This window comes from Nocardia amamiensis NBRC 102102, assembly GCF_001612745.1.
In the GTDB taxonomy this organism is placed as follows: domain Bacteria; phylum Actinomycetota; class Actinomycetes; order Mycobacteriales; family Mycobacteriaceae; genus Nocardia; species Nocardia amamiensis.
On record NZ_BDBA01000064.1, the window covers coordinates 34,630 to 54,809 of the forward strand.

Sequence of the window (20,180 nt, forward strand, 5' to 3'; positions counted from 1 at the left end):
GCCGCGGCACGGCCGAGCGCGACCATGAGTTGCCGGAGCGCGGGCGAGTGCTTGCGACGATTATTCCCTCCCGACGCGGGATTGGTGTCGCGAAGCCGCCAGGACCGGGCCAGGCAATGGCCCGGCCCGGTGACGGGTGCGCCGCCGTGGCTACTCCGGCGGATCGAGCAGACCGGCGAGCTGGGGACCGATCTCGGCGAGCGCCTCGGGAGAAGCCATTTGCTGATGATTCGCATTGATCGGTCTATCGACGATTTCCCCAGCTACATAGGGCTGCCATTGGGTCGCCGCCGCCCGCAGATCGGCTTCGGTCTGATCCGGGCCTCCGATGCCGGCACTGAAGTATTCGAGCGTGCCGCGGTACACCGCGGGGCGGTGTTCGGCGATCAGCTCGACCGAGCGCACCGCGCTGCGGTAGATCCGCCGCAGCCGCTCTTTGGTCAGCACGGCCAGCTCGGGCGGAATCGACGCGTGCAACGAGTCCAGCGCCTCCTCGCTGAGCTCGTGGATGTCACCCTCCGCGGAGATCACGTCCTCGCCGATGCCGATCTCGGCCAAACCTTGACGGATCGTGCCGCGGAAATCGGAGACATCCACATCCGGGTAGCTGTCCAGCATGGCCAGCAGCGCCACCTGTTCGCCCGCCGCCTGCAGTTCGGTCGCCACCGCGTGGGCCACGACCCCGCCCAACGACCAGCCGAGCAGCCGGTACGGTCCCTCGGGCTGCACGGCCCGGATCTCGGCGGCGTAGCGGCGAGCCATCTCGGTGACGGAGCCGGGCAGGTACCCGTCTTCGGACAGGGCAGGTGACTGGATGCCGAGAACGGGCTGTTCGGTGGGCAGGAACCGGGCCAGGCCCACATAACTCCACGACAATCCGTACATCGGGTGCAGGCAGAACAGCGGATCCGCCGTCCCCTCGGCCCGGATCGGCAGCAGCACCCCGAGCCCGTCGTCCGGATCGGGGCCGAACTCGTAGCCCTGGGCGATCGCCGTCTCGATCCGGCCGCTGAGCCCCGCGACGGTGGCGTCGGTGAAGAACCACTGCACCCGGACCTCGGCGCCGGTCACGCGCCGCAACCGGCTCACCGCCTGCGTCGCGACCAGGGAATTGCCGCCGAGACCGAAGAAGTCGTCATCGAGACCGACCTCCTCGACGTCGAGGACCTCGCCGAACACCCGGGCCACCGCCTGTTCCAGCGGAGTGACCGGAGCACGGAACCGCGCCTGCTCGAGCACCGGTTTCGGCAGCGCCGCCCGGTCGAGTTTGCCGTTCGCGTTCAACGGAAGCGCGGTCAGTTCGATGACCGTGGACGGCACCATGTACGACGGCAGATCCGCCGCGAGAGCCGCGCCGAGCCGCTGGGTGTCGATGGCACCGCCTGCGCCGACGACATAGGCGACGAGACGATCTCCCGCGCTCGAATCCGTATGGGCGACGACCGCGGCGGCCGCGACCGCGTCCTGACGCAGCAGCGCGGCCTCGATCTCACCCAATTCGATCCGGAAACCACGAATCTTCACCTGGAAGTCCGTACGGCCTCGGTACTCGAGCTCACCATCGCTGTTCCACGCGACCAGATCACCCGTGCGGTACATGCGGGCCCCCGGCTCGAACGGATTCGCCACGAAACGATCCGCCGTCAAATCCGCACGACCGAAGTAACCACGCGCCAACTGCGCACCAGCCAGGTACAGCTCACCGGATACACCCATGGGGACCGGCCGTAGTCGGCTGTCGAGCACATAGACCCGGCTGTTCCACTCCGGCACGCCGATGGGCACCGAAGTCGTATCGGCGTCGGTCACCCGGTGCCGCGTGATCGATACCGCCGCCTCGGTCGGTCCGTACAGGTTGTACAGCGCCACCTCGGGATTCGCCGACCGGAAACGCTGCGCGGTCGCGGCGGGCAATGCCTCACCGATGGCGAGTACCCGCCGCAGTGCCGCGGGCAAGCGCGCCTCCGATTCGGTGAGCAGCGCGTCGAGCATGGACGGCACCACGTGCAACGTGGTCACCGCGGCGCCACCGATCAGGTTGTTCAGGTACGACGGATCACGATGCCCCTCGGGCGAAGCGATCACCAAACGGCCACCACACACCGCCGCCGACCAGAACTCCCACACCGAAAGGTCGAACGTCGCCGCGGTCTTCAACAGCATCACGTCGTCGGATCCCAACCCGAACTCGGCTTGCTTCCACAGCAACTGGTTGACGATCGCACCGTGCGAGACGGCGACACCCTTGGGTCGACCCGTCGAGCCCGATGTGAAGATCACGTATGCCGTGTCGGCCGCCGTGAGATCGCCGCGACGTTCCTCGGGAGCGATCGGCCCGTCCGCGTAGGCCGACAGGTCGAGCTCGTCGATACGCGCCACAGCAGCGGCAAGTTCAGCGCGTGCGTTCTCGATGACGGTCGCGTCCACCCGGTCGCGGCTCGTCGTCAGCACGAGCGCCGGGGCGGCGGTCGCGAGGATGTACTCGATCCGCTCGGCCGGATGGTCCGGATCGATCGGCACATACACCGCACCGGCTTTGGCGACCGCGTACATGGCGACCACCAGATCGACCGAGCGGCCGATGGCCAGCGCCACCCGCGATTCCACGCCGATACCTCGCGCGATCAGGTACCTGGCAAGGCGGTTGACGCGACGGTCGAGCTCGTCGTAGGTCAGTGTCCGAGCAGCAGCGCCGTCGATTTCCGCATCGGCGACGAGAGCGATGGCGTCGGGTGTGGCGGCGACCGATGCCTCGAACAACGACACCAGTGTCGCGGATTCGTCGACCTGGTGCGCCGTATCGTTGCGGCCCGACACCAGCTCGGTCAGTTCGGTCTCGTCCAGCCACGGCAGATCGCCGACCGGCAGCGTGGGCTCCGCCACCGCGGCGTGGATGATCCGCAACAGCCGGTCGACGAGATCCTGCACCGTGTCCCGATCGAACAGGTCCGTGGCGTAGGTGATGAAGCCACCGATGCCCGCCGGGTTTCCGCCTTCGTCGTAGCCGTCGGCGACGATCAGATGCAGATCGAATTGCGAGAGCTGCGTGTCGATGGCGACGGTCTCGACCGAGAGACCGGGCAGTTCCAGCGTGGCCCTGGCCAGGTTCTGGAACGACAGACCCACCTGGAACAGCGGATGCCGCGCCGTCGAGCGCACCGGATTCAGTACCTCGACGAGTCGTTCGAACGGCACATCCGCGTTGGCGAAGGCCTGGACGTCTGTTTCGCGCTGGCGGACCAGCAGATCCGCGAACGACTCCGCCGTGTCGACTCGGCTCCGCAGCACCAGCGTGTTGACGAACATGCCTATTACGTCATCGAGTTCGGCTTCGCCTCGGCCGGCTATCGGCGTGCCGATCGCGATGTCCTCGGCGTCGGCCAAACGCGACAAGAGGACGGCGAACGCGGTGTGCACGACCATGAACAGGGTCGCGCCCTCGGCTCGGGCCAGCTCGATCAACGCCCGGTGGGTCTGCGCGCCGATCTGCACGTCGACCTTGCCACCGGCGAACGACTGCATGGGCGGGCGCGGTCGATCCGACGGCAGATCCAACTGGTCCGGCAGACCTGCCAACGCGGTCCGCCAGTACGAGATCTGCTCCACCGCGAGCGAATCCGCGTCATCCTCGCTGCCGAGCAATTCACGCTGCCAGACGCTGAAATCGGCGTACTGCACCGGCAGCGGCGCCCAACTGGGTGCCGCGCCGTGCGAACGCGCCGTGTAGGCCATCATCACATCGCGGGTCAGCGGGCCGACCGACCAGCCGTCGGCGCTGATATGGTGCACGGCCATGGCCAGCACATAGGCGCGCTCCGCTCCGGCATCGTCGATCTCGAAGAGTTCGACCCGCAGCGGCACGTCGCTGGTGACGTCGAAGATGGTCGATACCACCTCCAGCACCGCGGATTCGATGTCCGCCGCGCCGATCCTCCGCACGGGCAGCTCCGGAATGGCTTGCGCCGGGGGCAGAATCACCTGTGCCGGGCCGAAGTCCGTCTGCGGATAGATGGTGCGCAGGATCTCGTGCTTGCCGACCACGTCCCCGATGGCAGCCCGCAGCGCGGGCACATCGAGGTCACCGGCCAGCCGCACCGCGACCGGCACGTTGTAGGCCGCCGACTCGGTGTCGAACTGGTTGAGGAACCACATGCGCTGCTGCGCGAGCGACAGCGGGATCCGCTCCGGGCGCGGACCGGCCACCAGCGCAGGGCGTCCGCCCGCACCGGCCTCCTGTTCGACCTTCCGCGCCAGCCCGGCCACCGTGGCGGCTTCGAACAACAGCCGCACCGGTACCCGCGCGTCGAGCGCCGCACCCAACCGGGCCGCGACCTGGGTGGCCAGCAGCGAGTTCCCGCCGAGCGCGAAGAAATCGTCGTCGCGGCCGAGGTAGCTGGACCCGTCGCCGAGCCCGAGCACGTCGGCGAAGGTGTCCGCGACGATCTGTTCGATCGGCGTGGTCGGCGCGCGGAAGACCGCCTTCTCGAAAGTCGGCTCCGGCAATGCCTTTCGATCGAGTTTGCCCACCGGAGTCAGCGGGATCTCGTCCAGCACCACGATCGCGGCGGGCACCATGTGCGGCGGCAGTGTTCGCGCGGCGTAGTCGGTGAGCTCGGCGGAATCGATGGAGCGGCCCTCGACGGCCAGCACGTAGGACACCAGTGTCTTGCCACCGGCCGTGTCGCGGCCGAGCGTGACCGCGAACTCGACGTCATCGTGACTGCTGAGCACCGCGTCGATCTCGCCGAGTTCGATGCGGAAGCCGCGGATCTTGACCTGGAAGTCGGAGCGACCGACGTAGTCCAGTTCCCACTCCGAGGCAGGCACCCGATCGCCGGTTCGCTCGGCCGGATCGGCGTACCACCGCACCAGGTCACCGGTCCGGTACATCCGAGTCCCCGGCTCACCCCACGGGTTCGCGACGAACCGCTCCGCGGTCAGCCGCATGCGGTTGTGGTAGCCACGGGCCAGGGCGCCACCGGCCAGGTACAGCTCTCCTACGACACCGGGCGGCACCGGGTTGAGCCGCTCGTCCAGCACCAGCGCCGACATACCGGGCACCGGCTTGCCGATGGTGATGTGCCGCCCCGGGGTCAAGGTGGCGAACGACGCGGTGATCGTCGCCTCGGTCGGGCCGTACCCGTTGATATACCGACGTCCCGGCTGCCATTTGGCCAGCAGCTCCGGCGTGGTGACATCGCCGCCGACCTCGACGACCTCGAAGTCGTCCAGCCCGTCCGGGGCGACCGTGCCGAGCATCGCCGGCGTGGTCATGGCGTGCGTCACCGCTTCGCCCTGCAACAGCTCAGCCAGATCCGATCCGCCGAGGACAGTCGGCGGCACGATTACCAACGTGGCCCCGTTATAGAACGCGCACAACCATTCCTGAACCGACACGTCGAAGCTCGGCGAGCAGACATGCAGGAACCGGTGGTGTGATTCGACGCCGTACAGCTCGGTCGAGTACTCGGTCAAACTGGCAAGCCCGGCGTGGGTGACCGTGACGCCCTTCGGCAAACCGGTCGATCCCGACGTGTAGATCACATACGCCGGATGACGCGTCGTCAGCGGCGTGTGCCGGTCGGCATCGGTGACCGGCGTCGCGAGCTGGTGGGCCAGCAACTCGACGGTGGCCGGATCGTCCAGCACCAGCCATGCGACATCGTCGGGCAATCGGTCGACGTACTCGGCGCCGGTGAGCCCGATGACCGCCTGCGAATCGGTCACCATGTGCCGCACCCGATCCGCCGGATAGGCCGGATCGACCGGCACATACGCGCCACCGGCCTTGGCCACCGCCCATACCGCGGCGACCATCTCGTACGACCTCGGGAAGGACAACGCGACCAGCTTCTCGGGGCCGACGCCGCGATCGATCAGCACCCGCGCCAGCCGGGACGAGTACTCGTCGAGCTTGCGATAGGTGATCGACCGGCCCCGGTCGCGGACCGCGATCCGCCCCGGGCCGGACTGCGCACCGCGGGTCAACAGATCCGGTAGCAGCCCGGGCGTCAGCACGTGCTCGCCGTGTACCTGGGTCAACGACTCGCGCTCGGCGTCGTCCAGCAGCGGCAGATCACCGACCGCACGGTGCGGCGCAACAGTGATCCCCTCGAGCAGCCGGGTGAACCGCTCGGCGAGCACTCGCACCGTGGCGTCGTCGAAAAGATCTCGGGCGAAGGAGAACTCCGCATACATGCCCGCGCCGTCGCCGTTGTCGCCTGCCTCCCGAATCGTGAGAGACAGATCGAATTTCGCGGTCTCGACATCGAAATCGACAGCCGAGACACGTAATCCGGGCAGTTCGAAGCCGGAACCCGGCAGGTTCTCGAACGACAGCAGCACCTGGAACAGCGGATGCCGCGCGGTCGAGCGCTCTGGGTTGAGGATTTCCACCACCCGCTCGAACGGGATGTCCGCGTGCGCGAATGCCTCCAGGTCGGCTTCCTTGGCCCGCGCGAGCAGGTCGCCGAAGGCGTCCTCACCGCGCACCTGTGTGCGCAGCACCAGGGTATTGACGAACATGCCGATCACGTCGTCGAGTTCGGCCTCGCCGCGACCGGCGATCGGCGTGCCGATGGCGATGTCACCGGTGCCGGATACGCGGGACAGGAACAGCGCCAGCGCGGCGTGCACGACCATGAACATGGTCGCGTTGTGCTCGCGAGCCAAGCGGTCCAGCCCCGCGCGTACCTGGGCGTCGACCGTGAAACCGATCTTGCCGCCTGCGAACGACTGCGCGAGCGGGCGAGGCCGGTCCGACGGCAGGTTGAGCTCGTCGGGCAGACCGGCCAGCGCGGTGCGCCAGTAGTCCGCTTGCTGCGAGATCAGGCTCTCCGGGTCGGTTTCCGAGCCGAGGACCTCGCGCTGCCAGAGACTGAAATCCGCGTACTGCACCGGCAACGGGGCCCAGCCGGGTGCCGCACCGCCGCTGCGGGCGGCGTAGGCCAGCATCAGATCACGGACCAGCGGCCCCATCGACCAGCCGTCCGCGCTGATGTGGTGGGCGACGAAGACCAGGATGTATTCGGTTTCGCTGAGCTGGAACAACTCGGTGCGGAACGGAAGTTCCACCGTGACGTCGAAACCGGCGACGACAGCCCGCTGCACTTCCTCGGCAACGCGGTCCTGGCCGAGCGGCACCGGCGTGAGATCGACCGGGACCTCGCGCGGTTCCAGGATCCGTTGCACCGGTCCGTCGGAGGTCTGCGGGTAGATGGTGCGCAAGATCTCGTGTCGCCCGACCATATCCGTGATCGCCGATTGCAGCGCTGCGACGTCCAGGTCGCCGGTCAGGCGGATCGCCACGGGGATGTTGTTGACGGCCGAGGCGGTGTCGAACTGGTTGAGGAACCACATCCGCTGCTGCGCCAGCGACAACGGAATCCGCTCCGGACGCGGACCAGCCACCAAAGCACGACGCCCACCAGCACCCGCATGCTGCTCCACCTTCGCAGCCAAACCAGCCACCGTCGAGGCCTCGAACAACACACGCACCGGCACCCGCGCATCCAACGCCGCACCAATCCGCGCCGCGACCTGCGTCGCGAGCAGCGAATTACCACCCAGAGCGAAGAAATCGTCATCCGCACCGACACGCTCGACACCGAGCACCTCGGCATACACCGACGCCACGATCTCCTCGATCGGCGTCGACGGCGCACGGAACGCCTGAACCTCGAACTCCGGCTCCGGCAACGCCTTCCGATCCAGCTTGCCATTGACGTTCAACGGCAAAGCATCCAAGACCACGAACGCCGACGGAACCATGTACGACGGCAAACCAGCAGACAGCGCCGACTTCACCCCAGCGACATCGACACCCGCCTCGACATCCGCCGCGACCAGGTAAGCGACCAAGCGGTCACCAGTCTTCGGATCCGACTTCGCGATCACCGCCGCCTGCGCGACCGGCGGCAGCGCCAGCAGGGCGGCTTCGATCTCACCGAGTTCGATGCGGAAACCACGGATCTTCACCTGGAAGTCGGTACGACCCCGGTACTCGAGTTCACCCGTTACGTTCCACGCGACCAGGTCACCCGTGCGGTACATGCGTGCACCCGGCTGGAACGGATTCGCCACGAACCGATCCGCCGTCAAATCCGCGCGACCGAAGTAACCCCGCGCCAACTGCGCACCCGCCAGATACAGCTCACCGGAAACACCGTCCGGCACCGGCCGCAGCCGCGAGTCGAGCACGTAGACCTGGCTGTTCCACTCCGGGCCACCGATCGACACCGATGTCTCATCGGCGAGGGTGACCCGATGGCTGGTGATCGACACCGCCGCCTCGGTCGGACCATACAAGTTGAACAACTCGCTGCGCGGATACTCACGCAGGAACCGCTGTGCGACCGCACCAGGCAGAGCTTCACCGATCGCCAACACCCGCCACAACGAATTCGGCATCCCCGCCGTCATCAACGCATCCAGCATCGACGGCACCACATGCAACGTGGTGACCCACTCCCGCGCCATGAGCTCGTTGAGGTAGGCCGGATCGCGATGACCATCGGACGAGGCGATCACCAGACGGCCACCACACACCGCAGCTGACCAGAACTCCCACACCGACAAGTCGAAAGTTGCCGCGGTCTTCAACAGGACCGCGTCGGCGGCGTCGAGACCGAACTCGACTGCCTTCCACTGCAACTGATTCGCGATCGCACCGTGCGAAACCGCCACACCCTTCGGGCGACCGGTGGAACCCGAAGTGAAGATCACATATGCCGTGTTCTCCGGACGCAACGGCAACACCCGATCGGCATCGGTCACCGGCGAAGCGTTCAGTGCTGACAGGTCTAGGTCATCGATCCGAACAACCGGTGCAACATCGGTGACGAACTCCGCGTCGGCATTGGTCAACACACATACCGGTGCCGCGGTCTCCAGAATGTAGTCGGTCCGATCAGCCGGATGATCCGGATCGAGGGGAACATACGCCGCACCAGTTTTCGCGACCGCGTACATGGCGATCACGAGATCCACCGACCTGCGCAGAGCCAGCGCGACCCGATCCTCGGCACCGATTCCCCGCCCGAGCAGGTAGCGCGCCAGCCGGTTGACCCGAGCATCCACCTCGGCGTAGGTCAACTCTATTCGCCCGGCACCTGCCGGACCGTCACCGACCAATGCGACGGCCTTCGGATCGGCCGCGACGGTGGCATCCAACAACGAAACCAACGTCGCGGTCGAATCCAGCGCCGAGGCGGTCGCATTACGGCCGACCACCAGCTCCGTCCGTTCGGCCGCGTCGAGCAGTTCGAGGTCACCCACCGGAGTACGCGGCGCGGCGATGATCTCACCGAGCAAACGCGCGAACCGATCCACAAAGCCCTGCACCGTATCCCGGTCGAACAGGTCCGTCGCGTAGGTGAATACCCCGGTGACACCCAGCGGCTCACCTGCATCGCTGTAGTGGTCGGCTGCGATCAGGTGCAGGTCGAACTGCGACAGCTCGGTGTCGATATCCAATCCGGACACACTCAGACCGGGCAGCTCCAACGCAGCCTGGGCCAGGTTCTGGAACGACAAGCCGACCTGGAACAGCGGATGCCGCGCGGTCGAACGAACCGGGTTGAGCACCTCCACCAGACGCTCGAACGGAACATCCGCGTTGGCGAACGCTTGGATGTCGATCTCACGCTGACGGCCCAGCAAATCGGTGAACGCCTCACCCGCATCCACCCGGGTACGGAACACCAGAGTGTTGACGAACATACCGATCAGGTCGTCCAGTGCGGCTTCGCCGCGACCCGCCATCGGCGTACCGATCGCAATGTCATCGGTCCCGGACAACCGCGACAACAACACAGCCAGCGCGGTATGCACGACCATGAACAGCGTCGCGCCCTCCGCACGCGCCAACTCGATCAACGCCTGATGAGTCCGGGTATCCACCCGCAACTCGACCTTGCCACCCGCGAACGACTGCACCGCAGGACGCGGCCGATCCGACGGCAGATCCAACTGATCCGGCAGACCAGCCAACGCCGACTGCCAATACCCCACCTGCTTGGACGCCAACGACTCCGGATCGTCCTCGCTACCCAACAGCTCACGCTGCCAGATGCTGTAATCCGCATACTGCACCGCGAGCGGCGCGAAATTCGGGACGTTCCCCGTCGAACGAGCCACGTATGCCGCCATCAGGTCTCGCGTCAACGGACCCACCGATGAACCGTCACAGGAAATGTGATGCACCACCATGGCCAGCACATATTCCACCGGCTCGGATTCAGCGGAAGCCGCTGTATCGCCGGCGATCTGGAACAAGGCGACCCGCACCGGCACCTCGGTGGTGACGTCGAAGATCGTCGACGTCAACGCGATCACCGCGGATTCGATGTCCTGCGGCGCCATCACTCGGACGTCCAAGCGCGGAACGGCCTGTCCCGGCGGCAGGATGACCTGCACCGGGCCGTCCTCGGTCTGTGGGTAGATGGTGCGCAGAATTTCGTGCCGCACGACGACATCCGACACCGCCTGCTGCAATGCGGCGATATCGAGCGCCCCGGTCAGCCGCACCGCAACCGGCACGTTGTACGCGGCGGACTCGGTGTCGAACTGGTTCAGGAACCACATCCGCTGCTGCGCCAGCGACAACGGAATCCGGTCCGGTCGTGGACCGGCCACCAGATCCCGGCGACCGCCTGCTCCCGCGTGCCGCTCGGCCCGTACCGCCAGTCCCGCGACCGTAGACGCCTCGAACAGCCACCGCACCGGCACCCGGGTGTCCAACGCCTTGCCGATACGGGCGGCGACCTGCGTCGCCAACAACGAGTTACCGCCCAGGGCGAAGAAGTCGTCATCCGCGCCGACCCGCTCGACACCGAGCACCTCGGCGAACACCGACGCCACGATCTCCTCGATCGGCGTCGACGGCGCACGGAACGCCTGGACCTCGAACTCCGGCTCCGGCAACGCCTTACGATCCAACTTGCCGTTCACATTCAACGGCAACGCATCCAGCACCACGAACGCCGACGGCACCATGTACGACGGCAGCCCCGCGGACAGCAAGGACTTCACCGCGGCCACATCGATACCGGCGTCGATATCACTCGGGACCAGGTAGGCGACGAGCTGTTCACCAGTCCTCGGACCCGACTTCGCGATCACCGCCGCCTGCGCGACCTGCCGCAAGGCCAACAATGCGGCCTCGATCTCCCCCAGCTCGATCCGGAAACCACGAATCTTCACCTGGAAATCCGTACGACCCCGATACTCCAGCTCACCATCGGCATTCCAGGCCACCAGATCACCCGTGCGATACATCCGAGCACCCGACTCGAACGGATTCGCCACGAAACGATCCGCCGTCAAATCGACACGACCGAAGTAACCACGCGCCAACTGCGCACCAGCCAAATACAACTCACCGGAAACACCCACCGGCACCGGACGCAAACGCCCATCCAGCACATAAACCCGGCTGTTCCACTCCGGTGCACCAATCGGCACCGACACCTCATCAGCCACGGTCACCCGATGGCTGGTGATCGACACCGCCGCCTCGGTCGGGCCGTACAGATTGAACAGTTCCGCTTTCGGATTCACGATCTGGAAGCGCTTCGCCGTCTCGGCGGGCAACGCTTCGCCGATGGCCAGCACGCGTCGCAGTGTGGGGAGCGGAGTGTCGGTGTCCGCGTTGGCGAGCAATGCGTCGAGCATGGACGGCACCACGTGCAATGTGGTCACCGCTTGGTGGGTCATCAGCTCGTTCAGGTACGCGGGATCGCGATGGCCATCAGGCGAAGCGAGCACCAACCGGCCCCGGCATACCGCCGCAGACCAGAACTCCCACACCGACAGGTCGAACGTCGCCGCCGTCTTCAGCAAGATCGCGTCATCGTCGACGAGATCGAACTCGAACGACTTCCACAGCAACTGATTCACGATCGCGCCGTGCGACACCGCGACGCCCTTGGGGCGACCAGTCGAACCCGACGTGAAGATCACATACGCGGTGTTCTCCCGACGCAACGGCGTCACGCGCTCGGCATCGGTGACCGGCGCGGCTGACAGCTCGGAGAGGTCGAGTTCGTCCAGTCGGACTACGGGCGCGGCATCGGAGGCGAAGGCAGCCGAAGCATCGGTCAGCACGCACACCGGTGCCGCCGTCTCCAGGATGTAGCCGGTCCGTTCGGCGGGCTGATCGGGGTCCACCGGCACATACGCACCACCGGCCCGCACCACCGCGTACATCGCCACAACCAGGTCCACCGACCGGCGCAAGGCCAGCGCCACCCGCGACTCCGGGCCGACGCCTTCCGCAATGAGATGGCGGGCCAAACGGTTGACCCTCACGTCCAACTCCGCGTACGTCAGCTCCTGCCGTCCTTCGTCCGAGTCCTGGACGTCGGCGACCAGCGCGACGGCATCCGGCGCCGCCGCGACGGCGGAATCCAACAGGGCCGCGAGCGTGGTCGCGGCCGACGCGGAGCTGCCGAGTAGCACCGCCGGATCGATCGCGTGGTCGGTGGCGTTCCACACCGACAGCACTTCGATCCGTTCGGCCGTATCGAGAATCTCGATATCCCCGACCGGTGTCGTCGCGTCCGCCACCACGGCCGCCAGAATGCGCGACAAACGCTTGGCGAAGCCCCGCACCGTTTCGGCCTCGAAAAGGTCCGCGGCGTAGGTGAAGTAGCCACCCATCCCCGCCGCGTCACCGGCCTCGTCGTAGGTGTCACTGACGATCAGATGCAGATCGAACTGCGACACATTCAGATCCGCTTCCACCCCGGCGATCGTCAAGCCGGGCAATTCCAGCGCGGTCCGTGCCACGTTCTGGAACGACAGACCCACCTGGAACAGCGGGTGATGCGCCGTCGAGCGACGCGGGTTGAGCACTTCCACCAAGCGTTCGAACGGAATATCGGCATTCGCGAACGCCTGCAGATCGGTTTCCCGTTGCCGCGCCAATACTTCGCTGAACGAGTCAGCACCGGACAGGCGCGTCCGGAACACCACGGTATTGACGAACATACCGATGAGATCATCGAGTTCACGTTCACCGCGACCCGCTACCGGAGTGCCGATCGCGATATCGCCGGAACCCGATAGTCGCGCGAGCAGTACCGCGAGCGCGGTGTGCACAACCATGAAGAGGGTGGCGCCGTTGGCGCGTGCCAGTCGCACAAGGCCGGCGTGGGTGGCGGCATCCACCGACACCTCGACCCGTCCACCGGCCAGCGATGCCACCGCGGGCCTCGGCCGGTCGGTGGGCAGTTCCAGCAGGTCGGGAAGGTCGGCGAGGTGCTCGCGCCAGTACGCGATCTGCTGCGCCGCAATGGACTCGGGCTCGGATTCGTCGCCGAGCACGGCCCGCTGCCAGAGTGCGTAGTCGGCGTACTGCACCGGCAGTGGTGTCCACGCCGGGGCGGCAGCCGCGGTGCGCGCGGCATAGGCCACCATCACATCGCGCACCAGCGGCCCCATCGACGAGGCGTCGGCGGCGATGTGGTGCACCACGACAGCGAGCACGTACTCACGTGGCGACCCGGGCGCGCGTCCATCGATCTCCAGCAGCCGCACCCGTACCGGCACTTCGGAGGTCACGTCGAACGGCGTCGACGCGAGCTCGTACACAGCCGTCGCGATCTCGGATTCGCTTACCCGCTCCGGTGTGACGTCCAACGTCACCTGTCCGGCGGGCAGGACGACCTGCACGGGACCTTCCGCGGTTTCGGGGTACACCGTGCGCAGTACTTCATGCCGGGCCACCACGTCATCGAGCGCCGCGGCCAGCGCCGCCACGTCGAGCAACCCGGTGAGCCGCAGCGCGAACGGCAGGTTGTAGGCCGCCGAACCCGTTGCCGCCGCCGGATCGTCATCGACCTGATCGAACCGGTTCAGGAACCACATCCGCCGCTGCGCCAACGACAACGGCAACCGCTCCGGCCGGACGAGGCTGCCCAGCTCCACACGGCGGTTGGCGTGCGTGTGCGACTCGATCGCCGTCGCCAAGTCCGTCACGGTCGAGGTCTCGAACAGCGTCCGCACCGGAATGCGGGCGCCCACCGCGGCACCCAACCGTGCGACCACCTGCGTGGCGACCAGGGAGTTGCCGCCGAGTGCGAAGAAATCGTCGTCGGCGCCGACCCGGCTCAGACCGAGGACCTCACCGAAGACACCGGCGACGATCTCTTCCACGGGCGTTGCCGGGGCGCGGAATTCGCGTGTGCCGAAAGTCGGCTCCGGCAGCGCCTTACGATCCAACTTGCCGCTCGGGTTCAACGGGAAAGCGTCCAACACGACGACCGCGGCCGGGACCATGTACGCCGGAAGCGTTTCACCGATCCTGACCGGCAGTTCCGACGGCTCCACCGACCGCCCCGGTGCGGCAACCACATACGCGACCAGCTGATCGCCCAGCGCCGACGGCGCCACCAGCGCCACCGCCTGACTCACCGAAGGCTGAGCCAGCAACGCGGTCTCGATCTCACCCAGCTCGATCCGCTGGCCACGGAACTTCACCTGGAAATCGGTGCGACCGAGGTAATCGAGCCGCTGCGGCATATCCCCGGCAGGCGCACGCCACACCACCAGGTCACCGGTCCGGTACATCCGCGCACCGGTGCCGAACGGATTGGCGACGAACCGGTCCGCGGTCAGATCCGGACGGCGCACATACCCGCGAGCGAGCTGGTCACCGGCGAGATACAGCTCCCCCGCCACGCCCGCAGGGACCGGACGCAACCGCGCATCCAGCACATACACCTGCGTGTTCCACTGCGGAAGCCCGATCGGCACCGAACGCTCGTCCGCACCGCGGGCGGGCCAGTAGGTCACCGACACCGCGGCCTCGGTCGGCCCGTACAGGTTGTGCACCCTGGCATCGGACACGGCGTTGACCGCGGCCACCGTCTCCGGCGGCAATGCCTCACCGATCACGAGGATATGCGCCAGACTCGGGCACGCACCCGGCGCGGTGTGCGCGGCGAATACCGTCAGCATCGACGGCACGAAGTCGGTGACCGTCACGCCATGCGCGGCGATCATTTCCGCGACGTAGGCCGGGTCCCGGTGCCCATCGGGCGTGGCCACGACCAGTTTCGCCCCGGCACGCAACGGCATGAAGAAGCCCCACAGCGACACGTCGAAAGTCGTCGCGGTCTTCTGCAGATACACGTCATCCGGACCCAGCGGATACTCGGCCAGCATCCACTCGATCTGGTTGTTGATCGCCGCATGCGAAACGGCGACTCCCTTTGGCTTGCCCGTCGAACCCGAAGTGAAGATGACATACGCAGGGTGCTGCGGCAGGACCGGTCGCAGCAGCTCCTCGGCGCGCACCGGAGCGCTGTCGAGGTGATCCAGCTCCAAGGCGTCGACATGGAGCAGCACGGTGCCTGGCGGGACGGGCACCGCATCCGCGGTCCTCGTCACCACGCACGCGGGCTGTGCCGTATCGAGAATGTGCGCGATCCGGTCCGCGGGATGGTCGGGATCCAGCGGCACATAGGCGCCACCAGCTGTCACGATCGCATAGATGCCGACCACCAGATCCACCGAGCGCCGAATCGCCAGGCCTACCAGCGATTCCGCACCCACGCCCTGCGAGATCAGCAGCCGGGCGAGCCGGTTGACGCGCTCGTCGAACTCCCTATAGGTCAGCGTCGCGTAGCGACTCGTTGAGGGGTGGTGGTCGGGCGACGGGTGGGCCAGCGTCGCGTAGCGACTCGTTGAGGGGTGGTGGTCGGGCGACGGGTGGGCAAGCGAGACACCTTCGTACGCCAGCGCGACGGCATCCGGGTGAGCGGCCACTGCCCGGCGGTAACCATCCAGCAGCAGCTCGGCGTCGACCGGATGGCCGGTGTCGTTCCAGTCGAGCAGAATCTGTTCCCGCTCGGCCGAGTCCAGCAGCTCGAGGTCGCCGATGACCTGCGCCGGGTCCGCCGCCACGGCGGCCAGCAGCCGCCGCAACCGCACCGCGAATTCCGCGATCGTGGATTCGTCGAACAGATCGGTGGCATAGGTGAACATCGCCGACAGCCCCGCCGCGGCGTCGCCGTCCTGGCGCGGCACCATGGTCAGCTGCAGATCGAATTTGGCTTGGGCGCCACCGAGTTCGACGGCAGACGCGGTCAGGCCGGGCAATTCCAGCCGCGGCGCCTGGATGTTCTGGAAGAACAGCGCGACCTGGAACAGCGGGTGATGCGCTTGCGACCGAACCGGATCGAGCACCTCCACCAGTCGCTCGAACGGCAACTCGGCGTGCGAGAGCGCCGCCAGGTCGGTCTCCTTGGTGGCCGCGAGCAGCTCGGTGAACGAGATGCCCGGCTCGACCTTGGTGCGCAGTACCAACGTGTTGACGAACATGCCGATCAGCTCATCGAGTTCACGCTCACCGCGCCCGGCGACCGGCGTGCCGATGGTGACGTCGTCGCTACCCGACAACCGGCCCAGCAGCACCGCGAAAGCGGCGTGTACCACCATGAACAGCGAGGCGCCCGTGCGGTGCGCCAGCTCGGTCAGCTCGGCGTGGATCTCGGCCGGGATCTCGAAGGAGAATTCCGCACCGCGACCGGACGCGACGGTCGGCCGAGGCCGGTCCGCGGGCAGATCCAGCCGGTCCGGGATGCCCTGCAACGCTGAACGCCAGTAGTCGATTTGGGTGGCGGCCACCGATTCGGGATCGGACTCCTCACCCAGGACCGCGCGCTGCCACACCGTGTAGTCCGCGTACTGCACCGGCAGTGGTAGCCAGCTCGGCGCGGCACCGTCGACCCGGGCCAGATACGCGGTCATCAGATCCCGGACCATCGGCGCGATGGACGCGCCGTCGGCGGCGATGTGGTGCACCACGACAGCGAGGACGTGCTCGGCCGAGCGCTCCGTGGAATCCGCGCCCGGCACCAGTTCGGCGAGGGCGATGCGCAACGGGACCTGCGCGGTCACGTCGAACCCGGCCGACGCGACCTCGAGCAGCCAGTCCGCGAGTTCGGCCTCCGCCATCGCCTGCGGCACAAGGTTCACAACCGCCTGCTCGGCAGGCAGTATCTGCTGATAGCCGGTGCCGTCCAGCGCCGGATACACGGTGCGCAACGTCTCGTGGCGATCGACCAGATCGGCGACCGCCGCCTGCAAGGCAGGCACGTCCAACGCTCCGGTCAGCCGGACGGCGAACGGGATATTGTTCGCCGCCGACGCCGGATCGAACTGGTTGAGGAACCACATCCGCTGTTGTGCCAGCGACAGCGGGATCGGTTGTGCCGTCTCGCCTTCGCGGGGCACCGGAACCAACGCGCGACGCCCGCCCGTGCCCTGGAGCGAAGCCAGTAGCGCCGCGAGCGCGGCGACCGTGGATGCCTCGAAGATCACCCGAGCGGGCATACGCGTGTCGAGTGCCGCGCCGAGCCGGGCGATCATCTGGGTGGCCAACAGCGAGTTGCCGCCCAGGTCGAAGAAGTCGTCGTCGGCGCCAACCGGACGGTCCGCATGCACACCCAGCACTTCGGCGAAGGTCGTCGCGACGAGCTGCTCGATGGGTGTGGACGGCGCGCGGAATTCGCGTTCCCGGACCACCGGTTCGGGCAGCGCGCGGCGATCCAGTTTGCCGTTCGGGCTCAGCGGCAGCGCCTCCAGCACCACGATCGCCGTTGGCACCATGTACGCGGGCAGCCGCGCGGCCAGATGGTTCCGCAACTCGTCCAGGTAGGACTGCTCGTCACCGATGTCAGCAGGCTGCGGTGCGGGCACGACGTAGGCGACCAGCTGATCGCCCAGCCGCTCGTCCGACCGGACGATCGCGACGGCCTGTGCTACCGAATCGTGGGCCCGCAACGCTGATTCGATCTCGCCCAGCTCGATCCGCAGACCACGCAGCTTGACCTGGAAATCGGTGCGGCCGATAAAGGCGAGCGAACCGGTCGAGTCGGCGCTGACCAGGTCGCCGGTGCGGTACATCCGGCTGCCCGGCGCACCGAACGGGTTGGCCACGAACCGATCCGCGGTGAGGTCGGAACGGCCGAAATAGCCGCGCGCCAATTGCGCACCGGCCAGGTACAACTCGCCCGCGACACCCGACGGCACCGGATGCAGCCGCGAATCGAGCACGTATGCCTGGGTATTCGACACGGGCAGGCCGATCGGAACCGCACCGGCCACGTCGTCGGCGACCGGGGCGTGGGTGGCGTGGACGGTGAATTCCGTCGGACCGTACAGGTTGTACAGCGCCGCCGAACTCACCCGCCGGATCGCCTCCACTGCGTCGGACGTGAACGCCTCGCCCGCGATGAATAGCGCACGCAGCGAGCCGAGATCGGCGCTGCCCGCCGCGGCGGCGCTGCCCGCGAAGACGGTCAGCATCGATGGCACGAACGACGTCATGGTGATGCGCTCCGCCGCGATCACCTCGGCCAGATATGCCGGATCGCGGTGCCCGTCCGAGCTCGCCACAACCATCCGGCCACCGGTGCTCAGCGGACCGAACAACTCCCAGACCGAGACGTCGAACGTCGCGGGCGTCTTGAACAGCACCACATCGCCCGCACCGATCCCGTACTCGCTGGTGATCCAGCGAATCTGGTTGACCGCCGCGGCATGCGGAACCGCGACACCCTTCGGGCGGCCGGTCGAGCCGGAGGTGAAGATCACGTAAGCCGGATGCGCTGGACGCAGCGGCGCGATCCGTTCCGCATCGACCACCGGCTCACTCGAATAACCGGACAAGTCCAATGCGTCCACCGACAGGGCAGGCACTGCGGCGCCGTCGAAATCATCGCGGGACGTGGTCAGCACGCACACCGGCGCCGCCGACTCGAGCACGTACCGGATTCGCTCGATCGGTTGATCGAGGTCGAGCGGGACGTACCCCGCACCCGCCTCCTGCACGGCGTACATGGCGACGACCAAGTCCACCGAGCGTCGCATCCCCAGTGCGACAAGCGTTTCCGGACCGACACCGGCATCGATCAGCCGCCGCGCCAACCGATGCACCCGGGCGGCGAACTCGGCGTAGGTCAGGGATTTCCCACTGGGAACGGACCCGTCGACAATCGCGACCTGCCCGGGGGACGCCGATACCTGAGCCTGGAACAGGTCGACGAGGGTAGCCGCCGAGTCAACGGTCTCGGCCTGCTCCCGGCCGTTGAAGAACAGACGAACGGCACCGCCCGCGATCGGTCGGACCCAGTGCCGCACCAGATCCGGCGGGCTCGGTCGGCCGGTGGCCACGACTACGCGCAGTTCGTCCAATCCGACCGGGTCCAGGGCGGCGAGTGTCGCAGGACCACCGAATAGGTGCGTCACCTGTTCCCGCCGCAGCAGCTCCGCGAGCCCCGCACCATCGAATCCGGGAGCCACGACGATCGTCGCCGCGCTGCTCACAGCAAGCAGCAGCTCGAGCGCGAACTGGTCGGACGACGGCGCGGCGAAGTGCAGGGTGCGCGCCTGCGGCGTCAGCCGGTAGCGCTCCCGCTGCTCATCGCAGAAAGCGGACAATTCGGCCTGCGTGACAACCGTCCGGTCCGCCTGCCCGCTCGAATTACGCTGGTAGATCACGTACGCCGGATGCTCGCCCTGCAACGGACGCACCCGATCGATATGGGTCACGGCATCCGCCGGGTAATTCCGCAGCGCGCGCTCGAACTCCGGGTCGTCGACGGCCAGCCACGTCACCTGCCCGGGCAGCCGGTCACGCACGGCTTCGACTGTGAGCCCCGACACCACGCCGGGATCGGACACCACACGCTCGAGCAGGTCCGGCGAATCGTCCGGATCCACCGGCACGAAGCCGGCTCCGGTCTTCGCCACCGCCCACAGTGCCACCACGGACTGGATCGAGTGCGGAATGCTCACGGCGACAAAGTCTTCGGGACCGACGCCACGTTCGAGCAACAACCGAGCGAGCCGCGTCGAGCGGTAATCCAACTCGGCGTAACTCATTCGCGCCGCCGACGCGACATCGGTGCGGCCGCCGACCGAGCCAGCGGCCTGTACGACAGCGATGCCGTCCGGGTTCGTTTCCACCGCCATGGCCAGCAACTGCGGCAATGTGGTCACCCGCGGCCGCCGGGTCCGGTTGGGCCGCACACGCGCCGGGCGGGTCATTCGGATACCCCTACGCCAGCGGAAGTGCACGGTGTGTCGGCTACCCGAAACAATGAAGTATCCCTCACTACTATCTGGTCTAGCTGTCTTTCCGCCCAGCGTGGCAGCACTACGCCACCTCG

Annotated in this window: 1 protein-coding gene; it reads right to left on the reverse strand. The window is 67.2% G+C overall.

Going from position 1 to position 20,180, the window contains the following annotated elements:
- Positions 1–150: 150 nt before the first annotated feature.
- Positions 151–20,058, reverse strand: coding sequence for a non-ribosomal peptide synthetase (locus NA4_RS14755; protein ID WP_067470176.1), 19,908 nt, complete (start codon positions 20,056–20,058; stop codon positions 151–153).
- Positions 20,059–20,180 lie beyond the last annotated feature (122 nt).

Coding starts and splice junctions, on each gene's coding strand:
- NA4_RS14755 (WP_067470176.1), bottom strand. CDS start 20,058: ATGACCCGCCCGGCGCGTGTGCGGCCCAACCGGACCCGGCGGCCGCGG.